General features: G+C 67.9%; 11 protein-coding genes and 1 pseudogene. 7 read left to right on the top strand and 5 right to left on the bottom strand.

All coding sequences use genetic code 11. The features are described 5' to 3' along the window. Positions 1-107: 107 nt before the first annotated feature. From AC2A1N_RS11815 to AC2A1N_RS11800, 4 genes are read right to left on the bottom strand one after another with little or no spacing between them, the layout of a single operon-like run. Positions 108-1,145: a Csu type fimbrial protein gene (locus tag AC2A1N_RS11815; protein WP_242890197.1), complete on the bottom strand. Its 1,038-nt coding sequence runs from the start codon at positions 1,143-1,145 to the stop codon at positions 108-110. Beyond that, positions 1,142-3,514: a fimbria/pilus outer membrane usher protein gene (locus tag AC2A1N_RS11810; RefSeq protein WP_242890214.1), complete on the bottom strand. Its 2,373-nt coding sequence runs from the start codon at positions 3,512-3,514 to the stop codon at positions 1,142-1,144. Before AC2A1N_RS11810 ends, AC2A1N_RS11815 begins: the two co-directional genes overlap by 4 nt. A 7-nt stretch (positions 3,515-3,521) precedes the next feature. Then, positions 3,522-4,271: a fimbrial biogenesis chaperone gene (locus AC2A1N_RS11805; protein WP_072166808.1), complete on the bottom strand. Its 750-nt coding sequence runs from the start codon at positions 4,269-4,271 to the stop codon at positions 3,522-3,524. Then, positions 4,271-4,801, bottom strand: coding sequence for a Csu type fimbrial protein (locus AC2A1N_RS11800; protein ID WP_242890218.1), 531 nt, complete (start codon positions 4,799-4,801; stop codon positions 4,271-4,273). Before AC2A1N_RS11800 ends, AC2A1N_RS11805 begins: the two co-directional genes overlap by 1 nt. A 230-nt stretch (positions 4,802-5,031) precedes the next feature. Between AC2A1N_RS11800 and map the strand changes: the two genes are divergently transcribed. The 6 genes and pseudogenes from map (at position 5,032) to dapE (ending at position 11,921) form a co-directional block, all read left to right on the top strand. Continuing rightward, positions 5,032-5,817: a type I methionyl aminopeptidase gene (gene map, locus AC2A1N_RS11795; protein ID WP_032955117.1), complete on the top strand. Its 786-nt coding sequence runs from the start codon at positions 5,032-5,034 to the stop codon at positions 5,815-5,817. Positions 5,818-5,837: 20 nt separating this feature from the next. Continuing rightward, the gene (locus AC2A1N_RS11790) at positions 5,838-8,447 is read left to right on the top strand and encodes a [protein-PII] uridylyltransferase (protein WP_447905103.1); all 2,610 of its coding nucleotides are present in this window, start codon (positions 5,838-5,840) and stop codon (positions 8,445-8,447) included. Then, entirely contained in the window at positions 8,447-9,526 is a 1,080-nt protein-coding gene (dapD, locus tag AC2A1N_RS11785) for a 2,3,4,5-tetrahydropyridine-2,6-dicarboxylate N-succinyltransferase (protein ID WP_061480189.1), read from the top strand. The genes AC2A1N_RS11790 and dapD overlap by 1 nt, the downstream gene beginning before the upstream one ends. Before the next feature lie 2 nt (positions 9,527-9,528). Further along, positions 9,529-10,394 (top strand): annotated as a pseudogene (locus tag AC2A1N_RS11780) (hypothetical protein). Between the two features lie 31 nt (positions 10,395-10,425). Then, entirely contained in the window at positions 10,426-10,797 is a 372-nt protein-coding gene (locus tag AC2A1N_RS11775; RefSeq protein WP_172412123.1) for an arsenate reductase, read from the top strand. After that, complete coding sequence (gene dapE, locus AC2A1N_RS11770; protein WP_242890224.1) at positions 10,794-11,921, top strand: succinyl-diaminopimelate desuccinylase; 1,128 nt, start codon at positions 10,794-10,796, stop codon at positions 11,919-11,921. Before AC2A1N_RS11775 ends, dapE begins: the two co-directional genes overlap by 4 nt. Positions 11,922-12,053: 132 nt before the next feature. On the opposite strand, the gene AC2A1N_RS11765 is transcribed toward dapE, so the two are convergent. Then, entirely contained in the window at positions 12,054-12,860 is an 807-nt protein-coding gene (locus AC2A1N_RS11765) for a tetratricopeptide repeat protein (RefSeq protein WP_429001051.1), read from the bottom strand. Between AC2A1N_RS11765 and AC2A1N_RS11760 the strand changes: the two genes are divergently transcribed. After that, on the top strand, positions 12,753-13,115 hold the full coding sequence (locus AC2A1N_RS11760) for a hypothetical protein (protein WP_242890243.1): 363 nt from the start codon (positions 12,753-12,755) through the stop codon (positions 13,113-13,115). The two genes, AC2A1N_RS11765 and AC2A1N_RS11760, sit on opposite strands and share 108 nt — an antisense overlap. Positions 13,116-13,174: the final 59 nt, after the last annotated feature.

Genomic DNA, 13,174 nt, shown 5'->3' with positions numbered 1-13,174 from the left:
AAAGACTCGCTGCGCGGTATCGGCCGGATGCGCCGCAACTGTAGCGCCGAGCCCGCGCTCGGCACGGCCTTCGTCCGGTGGGTGCCGACCGTTGGTCGGTACGCAGGTCAGTAGGTGATCGTCACCGTCACCAGGTCGTTGTAGGTGCCGGCCGGGGGCTGGCCGGTGACCGGCGGTACCCGGCCGTAGATGGTCAGCTGCTGTGCGCTTCCGGTGCCGGTGCTGCTGGCCGTGTCGACCGTCAGGGTGTTGCCCCAGCGCTGGCTTCGTGCCGGATCCCGGTACAGCTCGTAGGGCAGGTAGTAGGTGCCGCTGCCGATGGTGGTGGCCATGCGCCGGGTGGTGGTGGCGGCGGGATTGTTCTGGCCGTTGTTCAGGCCGACCTGGAAGGCGGTGTTCTTCAGGCAGGTCAGGGTCAGGGTGGCGGTCTGGTCGATGTTGGCCGGGATGCCGCCGGTGACGTTGCCGAAATTCATGTTGGTGGTGACGTAGCTGCCGCACTGCGGCAGCACGTTGGCGGTGGCGGTGAAACTGAAGGCCGCGCTCGCGCTGTTGGTACCGGTGGCGCCGCCGTTGCAGGTGGCGGGAACGGTGGCGGTGCCGAGCAGGACTTCGTTCCAGGCCCAGGTCAGCACCACGCTGGCGCCGCTGAAGGTGCTGCTGTACGCGCCGGAGGCCAGGACCTGGTTGGCCGGAATCTGACCGAACAGCTGCACAGTCTGCGCACCACTGCCGCCGGTCAGCAGCGGTACGTTGTAGCTCATGGTCAGCTCCTGCGCTGGCGGCGTGCCGCGCGGGACCAGGCCAGTGACCTGGCCGAAGCTGGCGTTGTTATATAGCTGGAAATTCATCGTGTCGCTGGTGGAGGTGGCCATCGTGCGGAACGTGGAACTGCTGCCGCCGCCACTGCCTGCGCCGATGCCCACGCAGACGCGCACGCCGGTGGTGGCCAGCAGGCTCAGCGCGGCGGTGGTGCAGGTCACCGTGATGTTGAGGTTGGCCGTGCTCGGGCCGGGTGCATTGCTGTTGATGTTGCCGAACGGCAGGGTCGGATTGGCGACCGCCGTGCAGACCGCGGTGGCACCGGCCGGCGCCGCTGCCAGCAGGCCGGCCCACAGCAGCAGGACGAGCAGCAGCACCTTCATGGCGCCACCTCCGGAATGCACTGCTGCGGTGCCGGCTTCGGGCGGGCACCGGACGCCACCACCTTGGGCAGGTCCGGTACCTTCACCCGGCACGGGCCATGGCTGGTGGTGACGTACAGCACGCTGCCGGCGGCGACGTCTTCCAGATAGAGCAGGCCGTCGTAGCCGACCGTGGCCTGGCGACCGTCAGGCAGCTGCACCTCGCTGCCCACCTCCAGAGGCTGGCCGTCCATCGCCAGCAGGGTCAGGCTCAGTGACGACCGCGAACGCAGCTGGAAGGTCACGCGGGTGCCGGCGCGCTGGCGCGGCGTGACCCAGTCCTCGATGCGGTCGGCACGCATGTCTTCGGGCAGGTCCAGGGTGTCGATCGAGACCCGGTTGCGCTGCCAGGACAGCAACGGACTGACCAGCAGCAGGCCGCGATCGTCGGTGACACCGATCAGGCGGTTCTCCAGCCGCACCGGGACGCCGCCGACGCCATTGGTGCTGATCACCGCGAACGCATCGGATACCTCGCGCGTGGCGAAGGCGTGCCCGCCCATCCACACCAGGCTGCCGCTGGCACTGGCGTAGGCATGGTTGAGCCCGCCCTGGCGCGAGGCACCGAAAGAATAGCGGCCGACATCGTTGAGGATGCCGACCTCGGCCAGGCCGCCGTTGCCGTCCTCGCCGTGGCGCAGCTGCGCGCGCCAGCCGACGCCGCCGGCGCTGCCATCGCCGGGCACCGGCTGGGTCACGTCCGCGACCCAGCTCTGGCTGTCGCCGTTGCGCTGGCTGGAGAGGCTGGCCTGGCGATTGTTGCCCAGGCTGGCAGTCATCGACAGGTAGATGCTGCGGTCATCGCTGCGGTCGAGGTTCTGGTTCACTGACAGGTAGGCCGACCAGCGTTGGCTCCAGGTGCGCGACCAGAACAGGCTGGCATAGCGATTGTCGTCGCCGTCGGGGTAGCGCAGGCGCAGATAGCTGGCGCTGAGCGTGCCCAGCCGCAGCAGGTCCAGGCCGACCGTGGCCTGCTCGCTGATGCTTGGTGGCAGGTTGCCCTGCAGCGCGCCCAGGTCGCGGTAGTCGCCGTGGCTGCGCACGCTGCGCAGATTGACGTTGAAGCGACGGTTGTTCCAGCTGTAGCCCAGCGCCCATTGCCCACCCTGCAGGCCGTGGTAGTCACTGTGCGCATAGGCGGCATTGAACACGCCGGCGGCGCCGAGCAACCACCAGCCGCCAATGCCGCCCTGGGCCAGGCCGCCGCCGCCTTCGGCATGCGCCTCGCCGGTGAACGTGTCGGTGACACCGCCGCGCCAGCTGGCGCTGGCCACCGTGCGATCGTCATAGGCGAAGGAGCGCTCGCCGAAATCCCGGCGCAGGTAGCCGACGCCGACCGACCAGTCCGACAGGCCCTTGGCCAGCAGCTGCTGGGTGCCGTAGAAGCTGAAGTCCAGCGTCTGCATGCGGCCGAATGCGTCGGTCACCACCACCTGCGCGTTGCCGGTGCCGCTGATGCCGGGCTGTGCTGCGAGCTGGAAGGGACCGACCGGCACCTGCCCGCTGTACTGGCGCAGGCCATCGACATACAGCTCGACCGTGGAGGGCACCACGGCCTGGCCGAGGAAACTCGGCGTGGGCGTCAGCACGCGGTAGGGCTGCAGGCCATAGTTGCGGCCGATCTGCAGGCCACCCAGGCGCACGGGGCGGGTCCAGTCGACGAACCCGCTGTAGAAATCGCCGATCTCCAGGGTCGTTGCGCTATCGGGGAAATCCAGGCTCCAGCGCGTGTCCAGGCGCACGCTCTCGCCGCGCCAATGGCGGTCGCCGGGTTGCTGGTAGCGGCGGCTGATGGCGGTGTTCTCGAAAGTGCCATTGCCGACGCCGAATACGCGCAGCTCCGAGCTCAGGCTGAGGTTGCCGAGCGTGTCCACCCGGCTGCCGTAGACGTTGTAGTTGAGCAGCACGCCGGGCGAGGCGCTGCCGGTGGGGGCGCGCGTCTGCGGGCGGCTGAGCACGGTGGTCGGCAGTGTCAGCTGGTCCAGCGGCACGTCCAGCGCCAGGGTCTGCATGTGGGCGTCGTAGCGCACCACCGCACCGCTGATCTGGTCCAGGTAGACCGGTGCATCGCCGCTGGCGTTGAAGCCGAGCTGGCGCAGCACTTCGGGGCTGGCCTGCAGCCGGCCACGGTTCTCGGTGAACGGCAGCAGGCCGCGCGGCGTGCTGTTGAGCGACACATCCAGGTACAGCGTCTGGCTGGCGGTCAGTGGGGTGGGGGCGGGCAGGATCGCATCGGCCGACACGCCGGATACATCAGCCGCCGTGGCCACGCCGGACACATCGGCGGCCTCGGTCGCCGCGGGAGCCAGGGCAGCCAGCAACGCGCCCATCAACGCCTCAGCGAGCCGGTGGGGGCGACAGTGGCGTCTGTTCCGACTCGCCATTGAGCTTGGCCGTGATCTGGTCGTTGTCGCGGTCGATCGCCGTGCGTTCGATCGGCCAGCGCATCACCTGACCGGGCAGTACGTAGCCCAGCAGTCCAGGATGGACGATGCGTGGGCGCGTGGCGCTGCCCAGCGCGAGATCGGCGATCTGAGCGTAACTGTTGCCCGAATTGGCTACTTCGACGCCGTTGCGGCCGTCCGCCAGCTTTACCAGCCGGGCCTGCAGCTGCGGCGCCAGCGTGCCGGCCGAGGGCTGCACGAACACCGGGATCGAATAGCGCAGGACGAACTGCATGCCACCCGCGCGGATGGCCAGGTCGGGCACCTCGTCAACGATCAGGCGGTAATGTTGCTGTGCCGCTGGCGGTTCCTTGTCCGCACGCATGACCCGCACCAGCTGCTGCTGTCCGGCGGCCAGTTCCTGCATCGGCGGAGTGGCCATCAACGCATCGGTGGGCAGCAGCTGTTCCTGGCCGTCCTGCTGCACCCAGCGGAACACGCGTACCTGCAGCTTCACCGGTGAGGTGCCGCTGTTGGTCAGCCACAATTCGCCGGCACGCTGGCGGGCTTCCAGCTGCAGGCTGGTCGGGGCCACCTGCAGGCTGGTGGCGCCGGCGGCCGCGATGGCAAGCAGGTACAGGGCGAGCAGCGCCACGCCGGTGGCGCGCCACGGGCGGGATCCGGCCATGCGGGCGTGCTCCATCAATAGGTGATCGTGGCGGTAACCGTATCCAGGTAGCTACCGGCGGCCGGGTTGTTGGTGCTCAGGTTCAGGATCTGGCCGTAGACGATGTAGGGCACGGCCAGGCCTGTGCCGATGCCGGCCTGGGTGTTGGTGCCGGTTGTGGCGCCCCAGACCAGGGTATGTGCGGCATCCTGGTAGAGCTGGTAGCCGACATAGTTGTTGGCGGTCACCGCCGCATTGGTGTTCTTCATCCGCCGGGTGGTGACGTCATTGGCGGTGCTGGCGTTGGCACCTGCATTCAGTGAAATCGTGTACGGGGTCAGTGCCGAGCACTGGGCGGTGACCGTGCCCTGGCCCAAGGTGGGGGTCGCCGTGGTCGAAGCGGCGGTGCCGAAGTCGACGTTGGTGGCCGCCGCCGCGGTGATGGTGCAGGCCTTGGTGACCACCAGGGTGACATTGAAGGTGGTGGTATCGGCGGCCAGTGCCGGGCTGGACAGCAGGAACCCGGCCACGGCCCATGCCAGCGGGGATCGAACTGGGGATCGCATGAACAACCTCCCTGACCCGAAGGTCCGTTGAACAAGGCGAAGACGGCACGTTCGGTGCCGCTTTGACGACGGTGGATCCAGCTTAGGAGGCGTAAGTGTCTGTAATCCGTGATAATTAGGCAGACGAAAGAGCGGAGACCATCACGCTTTCACTTTCCTTGCCGGAACCGTGCATGACCCGGATCGGCAGTTGGGTGGCGTTCGTTCAGATTGCGGCCGGATCGGCGATAATGGGTGCCATGAGCGTGAATCTGAAAACCCCGCAGGAAATCGAGATGATGCGCATCGCCGGCCGCCTGGCCAGCGAAGTGCTCGACATCGTCACCCCCCACGTCAAGCCCGGTGTCACCACCGAGGAACTGGACCGCATCTGCCACGACCACATCGTGAACGTGCAGGGCGCGATTCCGGCCAACGTCGGCTACCGCGGCTTCCCGAAGACCGTGTGCACCTCGGTCAACAATGTCATCTGCCACGGCATCCCCAGCGAAGGGAAGGTGCTCAAGGATGGCGACATCATCAACATCGACGTCACCGTCATCAAGGACGGCTGGCACGGCGACACCAGCCGCATGTACTTCGTCGGCACCCCGTCGGTGATGGCCCGCCGCCTGGTGGAAACCACGTACGAAGCCATGTGGCGCGGCATCCGCGCGGTGCGCCCGGGCGCCACCCTGGGCGACATCGGCCATGCCATCCAGAGCTATGCCGAAGGCGAGCGTTTCAGCGTGGTGCGCGAGTACTGCGGCCACGGCATCGGCAAGGTCTACCACGACGAGCCGCAGGTGGTGCATTACGGCCGCCCGGGCCAGGGCCTGGTGCTGCAGCCGGGCATGACCTTCACCATCGAACCGATGATCAACGAGGGCACCCGCTACAACAAGGTGCTGCCGGATGGCTGGACCGTGGTGACCAAGGACCGCAAGCTGTCGGCACAGTGGGAGCACATGGTCGCGGTCACCGAGACCGGCGTCGACGTGCTGACGCTGTCGCCGGGCGAGTCGCAGGTTTCCTGACGATGCTGCCGGCGAGTTCGCTGCTGGACACGCCGGCCGCGTCGCTCAACGACCCGGACTGGGCTGCTGCGGCGCGGCAGGCGCTGCAGCAGGCCGACGCGCGCCTGTATCGCCGCTTCGACCAGGGCGACAACATTGAGCGCCTGCTGGCGCTGCGGGCGCGCGCGGCCGACCATCTGATCCGCCTGGCCTGGCAGCGTTGCCTGCCGGCCGACAGCGGCCTGTCGCTGTTCGCGGTCGGTGGCTATGGCCGGGGTGAACTGTTTCCGCGTTCGGACATCGACCTGCTGGTGTTCGGCGACCCGCCCGCACAACGGGCGCATGAAGCGGCATTGGCACGCCTGTTCGCGCTGCTGTGGGACTGCGGATTGGCGGTCAGCCATGCGGTGCGTTCTGCATTGCAGTGCCGCGAGGCGGCGGCTGACCAGACCGTGCTGACCGCGCTGATCGAGGCGCGTCCGATCCTGGCTGATGATGCAGCGCGCCGTGCGCTGCGCGAGGCCATCGACGACCGCGAGCTGTGGCCGGCGCGTGCCTTCTTCCTGGCCAAGCTGGAAGAGCTGCGCAACCGCCACCAGCGCTTCGGCGACACTGCCGACAACCTGGAACCGGATCTCAAGGATGGTCCCGGCGGCCTGCGCGATCTCAACACGCTGGGCTGGATGGCGCTGCGCGCCTTCGGCGTACGCGACCTGGAAGCGCTGGTCGGCCTGGGCCACCTGGGCGCCGACGAAGCGGCTGCGCTGAAGCGCGAGCGTGCGGTGCTGGCGCGGCTGCGCTTCGGCCTGCACCTGGTCGCGCGCCGACCGGAAGAACGGTTGCGCTTCGATTACCAGAAGACCCTGGCCGCGCGCCTGGGCTTCGAAGACGATGCCGAGAATCTCGGTGTCGAGAAAATGATGCAGGGCTTCTACCGCGCCGCACTGGTGGTGCGCCGGATCAGCGACCGCCTGCTGCAGCGCTTCGAGGAGCAGTTCGATGGCGAGGCGCAGCCGGAACCGCTGACCGTGGGCTTCTCCCTGCGCCGCGGCTACCTGGCGGCCAACGAGGCCGACTGGCCGCGCGGTGACATCGGCCAGGTGTTCGCCCTGTTTTCCAGCTGGGCCAACAATCCACAGGTGCGAGGCCTGCATTCGCTGACTGCGCGCGCGCTGGCCGAAGCACTGCCGTTGTTGCCGGCCTACGACCAGGCCGATGCCGATGCACGCGAGCAGTTCCTGTCCCTGCTGCGCGGCCAGCGCCCGGTCGACACGCTTTCGCGCATGGCGCGGCTGGGTGTGCTTGGCCAGTGGATCCCCGCGTTTGCCCAGGTCAGCGGGCGCATGCAGTTCGACCTGTTCCATGTCTATACGGTCGACCAGCACACGCTGATGGTCCTGCGCAACATCGGCCAGTTCGCCAGCAGCCGTGCCGACGAACGCTTCTCGATCGCGCACGAAGTGTGGCCCCGCCTGCGCAAGCCGGAACTGCTGCTGCTGGCCGGCCTGTTCCATGACATCGCCAAGGGCCGCGGCGGCGACCACTCGGAGCTGGGTGCGGTGGACGCGCGTGCGTTCTGCCAGGCGCATGCGCTCAGTGGCACCGATACCGAGCTGGTGGCATGGCTGGTCGAACAGCATCTGCGCATGTCGGTGACCGCGCAGAAGCAGGACATCGCCGATCCGGTGGTGATCCATCGCTTCGCCACCCTGGTCGGCAGCCGCGACCGCCTGGACTACCTGTACCTGCTGACCTGTGCCGACATCGCCGGCACCAGCCCGAAGCTGTGGAATGCCTGGAAGGACCGCCTGCTGGCCGACCTGTACTTCGCCACCCGGCGCGCGCTGCGCGAGGGGCTGGAGCATCCGGTACCGGCCGCCGAACGCGTGGCCGAGGCACGTGACAGCGTGCGCGCACTGGTGCGCGAGCAGGGTTACGACGACGCCACCATCGATCGCCAGTTCGCGGTGATGCCGGATGAGGGCTTCATTCGTCTGCGCCCCGAGCAGCTGGCCTGGCAGGCAGCCGCGCTGGTACCGGTGAAGCAGGGCCAGGCGCTGGTGAAGGTGCGCCGGATCAGTGTGGATGACCCGGCGCTGGAAGTGTTCGTGCACTCGCCCGACCGCGACGGCCTGTTCGCCGCGATCGTGATGACCCTGGACCGCAAGGGCTATGGCATTCACCGCGCACGCGTGCTGGACGGTCCGGCCGATACCATCTTCGATACCTTCGAAGTGAACCCGGCCGACACGTTTGCCGATGGCAGCAGTGCCAACCTGGAGGCGGCGCTGCGCGAGGCACTCAGTGGTGACCTGTCGCGCCTGCGGCCGTCGCGCCGTGTGGTACCTCGGCAACTGCGGCACTTCCGCTTCGCCCCGCGCATCGAGTTCCGCGATGAACCGGGCGCAACCCGTTTTGCCCTGGTCGCTCCCGACCGTCCCGGCCTGCTGGCCGATGTGGCGTTCGTGCTGCGCAACCAGGGCCTGCGCGTGCATGATGCGCGCATTGCCACGTTCGGCGAGCGCGCCGAAGACACCTTCGTGATCAGTGACGAACACGACCTCCCCCTGACTGAACCTGCCCGGCAGCAGCTGCATGACGCAATGCTGGCCTGCCTGGACCCTGATCGAAACGCCGGAGACCCCGCCTGATGGCCACCAAGCCCGCCAAGAAGACCGCCGCGACCCCGAAGAGCGCAGCGGCCCGGAAACCTGCTGCAGCCGCACCGGCCGCAAAGAAGGCCACTGCGCCGAAGAAGGCCGCTGCGGTGAAGGCCCCGGCGAAGAAAACGGCTGCGGTCAAGCGTGCTGTGAAGAAGCCGGCCCCGGCCAAGAGCGCCGAAGCCGTCCGCGCCGAGACCATCGCCCGCAAGTCGCTGCGCAAGCCGTCGGCACCCGGCGTGGAAGAACTCAGGTTCGGCATCGAGAGCGCCTTCGAGCGCCGCGCCACCTTGACCCTGCATGAGCTGGAAGGCTCGACCAGGCCGCTGGTCAACCGCGTGATCGACGGTCTCGAGAGCGGTGAATTCCGCGTCGCCGAGCCGGACGGCCAGGGCGGCTGGAAGGTCAATGAGTGGCTGAAGAAGGCCGTGCTGCTGTATTTCCGTGTCAACGACATGGCGGTGGTCGATGCACGACCGGCACCGTTCTGGGACAAGGTCGAATCGCGCTTCGCCGGCTATGACGAAGCGAAGTTCCGCCGTGGCGGCGTGCGCGTGGTGCCCGGTGCGATCGCCCGCCGCGGCACGTACTTCGGCAAGGACGTAGTGCTGATGCCGAGCTTCACCAACATCGGCGCCTACGTCGGCGAAGGCACCATGGTCGACACCTGGGCTACCGTCGGTTCCTGCGCGCAGATCGGCCAGCACTGCCACCTGTCCGGCGGCGCCGGCATCGGCGGCGTACTGGAGCCGCTGCAGGCCAGCCCGACCATCATCGAGGACCACTGTTTCATCGGTGCGCGTTCGGAAGTGGTGGAAGGCGTGGTGGTCGGCCACCACAGCGTGATCGGCATGGGCGTGTTCCTCAGCCAGAGCACCCGCATCTACAACCGCGCCACCGGCGAGATCAGCTACGGCTACATCCCGCCGTACAGCGTGGTGGTGTCCGGCTCGCTGCCGAGCAAGGACGGCACCCACTCGCTGTACTGCGCGGTGATCGTCAAGCAGGTTGATGCCAAGACCCGCAGCAAGACCAGCGTCAACGACCTGCTGCGCGGCCTGGCCGACTGAAGGTGAGTGCGCCGGAGGACCTGGCGCAGTCCGCGATCTACCTGCATCCGTCCGACAACGCGCTCGGACGGATGCTGCCGCGCCTGCTGCAGCTCCGCGCTGGACCCGGTTGCGCCGGGCACTGTCGCGGCGCTGGCCGATGCCGGTGCTGGCCAGCGACGTGCGCGACGTGATCTACGCGAGCTGGTGGGTCGATGTGCGCCATGCCCCGCCAGTGCCACCTGGCCATCACTACGTGGTCCATGCTGGACGCACGCCTTATACCGTTCTCAGCTATCGCCATGGCCACTTCGGGCCGGCGCTGGCGGGACCGCTGCGCTGCTTGATACCGTCGCCAAAGCAGAGCAACTGGCGCTGGTACCTGCGCCGTGACGATGATCCGGGCGGGACCCCGGTGGTGCTGTTCGATCGCAACGTGATGGATCAGCTGGCCTTCGTCGCCGGCGCGCGTGCTTTCAGCGATGCCATGCAGCCCCACCTGTCCGCGCGCTTCGAGCATGTGGTGCGCGCCGATGGCGATGGGTACACCCTGATCGAAGGCGGGCAGGGGAGTGCGCCTGCGCTGCACCTGCAGTGGCGGGCCGCTGCGGGCTGGGAGGACGGGGCGTGGCGGGGGGCCTTCGGTGGCCATCAGGCCCTGCTGCGCTTCCTGACCTGCCAGGATGAGGCCGTTGCGCGCACCTGTGACCGGCGCTGGGCCAGCACCCGCATCGCGCTGCCGGTGGATGTCGACAGCCTGCAGCCGCTGCAGCTGGAAGGCGAACTGCAGTGCCCGCGCCTGCAGGCGATGGACGTGGCGCTGCACGAGGGGATGGCCTTCCGGCTGCCAAGGGTACCGTTCCGGGTCGTGTCCGAGCGCCTGTTGTGAGATTCTGGGCCTCTGTTTTCCAGCATCACAGATGGCCATGAGCACCACTGTCTACGGTTTGAAGAACTGCGATACCTGCAAGAAGGCGACCAAGTGGCTGGACCGCTTCGGCGTGCCGTACACCTTCGTTGACTACCGCGACAACAAGCCGAGCCCGGAAACACTGCTGGCGTGGGCTGAGCAGCTGGGTGGCCTGGCCGCGATGGTCAACAGGTCCTCAACCACCTGGCGGCAGCTGCCGGACAACCGCAAGGCCGCCGATTCCGAGGCCGAATGGAAGCTGCTGCTGCGCGAGTACCCGCAGCTGATCAAGCGCCCGCTGGTGGTCACCGCCGACGGCACGGTCAGCCAGGGTTTCAGTGACAATGGCTTCAAGGCCCGCTTCGGCGTGGGTGACGCGTGAGCGCGGTCCTCGACCTGACCTGCGAGCTGATCGCACGGCCCTCGGTGACGCCCGATGATGCTGGCTGCCAGGCACTGCTGGCGGCACGCCTGAAGCAGGCAGGGTTCCACTGTGACCAGCTGCGTCTGGGTGAGGTCGACAACCTGTGGGCGACCCACGGCCAGGGTGCGCCGGTGCTGGTGCTGCTGGGCCATACCGACGTGGTGCCCACCGGCCCGCGCGAGGCCTGGACCAGCGATCCGTTCACGCCGCAGATCCGCGATGGCGTGCTGTATGGCCGTGGCGCCGCCGACATGAAGGGCAGCGTGGCCGCGTTCGTGGTGGCCGCCGAGCAGTTCGTCGCCGCGCATCCCGATCACCCCGGCACGCTGGCGGTGCTGCTGACCAGCGACGAGGAAGGCGACGCGATCGATGGCGTGCGCCACGTCGCACGGCTGTTCGCCGAGCGCGGCCAGCGCATCGACTGGTGCATTACCGGCGAGCCATCATCGACAGCGGCGCTGGGCGACCTGCTGCGCGTCGGGCGTCGCGGCAGCCTGTCGGCCAAGCTGCGCGTGCAGGGCGTGCAGGGCCATGTGGCGTACCCGGAGAAGGCACGCAACCCGATCCACCAGGCGGCGCCCGCCCTGGCCGAGTTGAGCGCACGGCGCTGGGATGACGGCTACGAGAGTTTCCCGCCGACCAGCCTGCAGGTCTCCAACATCCATGCCGGTACGGGCGCCAACAATGTGATTCCCGGCGAGCTCGAAGTGGATTTCAACATCCGCTACAACCCGCACTGGGATGCGCCGAAACTGGAAGCGGAGATCACCGCGCTGCTGGATCGGCATGCCCTGCAGTACACGCTGAAGTGGCATCGCAGCGGCGAACCGTTCTACACCCCGGAAGGCACCCTGCGCGCCACTGCGCGTGCGGTGCTGGCCGAGCACATCGGCCGTGCACCGGAGGAAAGCACTGGCGGCGGCACGTCCGATGCCCGCTTCATCGCGCCATTGGGCGCGCAGTGCATCGAAGTGGGGCCGGTCAACGCCAGCATCCATCAGGTGGACGAGAACGTGCGCGTGGACGATCTGGAAGCGTTGCCCGGGCTGTACCAGAACCTGGTGGAACGGCTGCTGGTGTGAGGACGGTGGGGTGAGAATGGTGGGTGCCGACCGTTGGTCGGCACGCATCCCGCCGGGGCTGCATCCCTGTAGAGCCGAGCCATGCTCGGCTGGTTTTGCCCGGCAGAAGCAGCCGAGCATGGCTCGGCTCTACTATTCCGAAAAGAGGAAGAACGGCGGCTCGACCGCCTTCTTCCAGTAACTCGGCGCGGCCATGTAGAAGTGCTGCGCTTCGGCCCTGGCGAACCAGTGCGCCGCCGCGTCGGTGTCCTTCTCCATGCCCGGCGCACCGCGGCCCAGCAGCAGCCCGGCGAAGTACTGGCCGAACACATTGCCCTTCGCACCGGCGCGCTGGTACAGCTGCAGCGCACGCGCAGGATCGCGTGGCAGGCCTACGCCCTTTTCCAGCAGCGCGCCCAGATCGACCTGTGCGTCGGCATCGCCACGCTCGGCGCGACGCTGGATCTGCGCAACCCGTGGATGCACGGTGTCACCCTGTGCGGCGACCGCATCCGGCCGTCGTGACGATGAACTCGGATAGCGCTCGTAGATCATTCCGCGCAGGTCCCAGCGCAGTGCCTGTTGCGCGTCGCCTTGCTGGCGATAGGCCTTGGCGAGTTCGTGGAACGCATGGGGATTGCCGTGGTCGGCGGCCGCCAGATAGGCACGTTCACCGCGTCGCCAGGACGCGCGCAGCACCGGTGCCGGGTTGATGTGGGGGCTGTCGGCATGGCGCAGCGTGCCGGAGATCCAGATCCTGCCCAGTGCTTCTTCCGCCCTGGTGTTGTGGAAGGTCCAGGGCGTGACCGCTGCGGCGCGCTCGTAGTAGTCGATGGCGCGCGGATCGTTGAAGTGCTCGAAGGTCTGCGCGGTATCAAAGGCACCCTCGAAGCTGCCGTCGGTGCCGCGTTGTTCCAGGCCCCGCAGCTGAGCCGGCGGCAGGGGCGACGGCCGGAGCAGGGTCTGGCAGGCGGCCAGGCCCAGGCAGGGCAGGGCGGCCAGCGCGGTGTTGCATTTCCATTACTTGTTTCACGGCGGGCCATTATGCGCGCCGGGGAGTGGTTGCCAACGCAACGGTTGCGCCGTGCCGGAAACCGGGGTAGGGTCGATGCCATGTCGATCCGCCTGGCCACCGCCGTCAATAACAACAACCGCAATAATCTGCGCGCGAATAATCGTGCGCGGCCGATGCGGGACTGCGCCCTGGGTAGATAGACAGCAACACACGCCCGGACACCAGAAAGCCCGCATCGGTCGATGCGGGTTTTTTTGTG

This window comes from Stenotrophomonas maltophilia group sp. SKK55 (assembly GCF_057179845.1).
The sequence above is the reverse complement of the archived record's forward strand: the minus strand, read 5'-3'. Positions and strand labels throughout refer to the sequence as shown.

Excerpts from the sequence above, each read along its gene's own strand:
- AC2A1N_RS11815 (WP_242890197.1), bottom strand. The coding sequence starts at position 1,145 with ATGAAGGTGCTGCTGCTCGTCCTGCTGCTGTGGGCCGGCCTGCTGGCA.
- AC2A1N_RS11810 (WP_242890214.1), bottom strand. The coding sequence starts at position 3,514 with ATGGGCGCGTTGCTGGCTGCCCTGGCTCCCGCGGCGACCGAGGCCGCC.
- AC2A1N_RS11805 (WP_072166808.1), bottom strand. The coding sequence starts at position 4,271 with ATGGAGCACGCCCGCATGGCCGGATCCCGCCCGTGGCGCGCCACCGGC.
- AC2A1N_RS11800 (WP_242890218.1), bottom strand. The coding sequence starts at position 4,801 with ATGCGATCCCCAGTTCGATCCCCGCTGGCATGGGCCGTGGCCGGGTTC.
- map (WP_032955117.1), top strand. The coding sequence starts at position 5,032 with ATGGGTGCCATGAGCGTGAATCTGAAAACCCCGCAGGAAATCGAGATG.
- dapD (WP_061480189.1), top strand. The coding sequence starts at position 8,447 with ATGGCCACCAAGCCCGCCAAGAAGACCGCCGCGACCCCGAAGAGCGCA.
- AC2A1N_RS11775 (WP_172412123.1), top strand. The coding sequence starts at position 10,426 with ATGGCCATGAGCACCACTGTCTACGGTTTGAAGAACTGCGATACCTGC.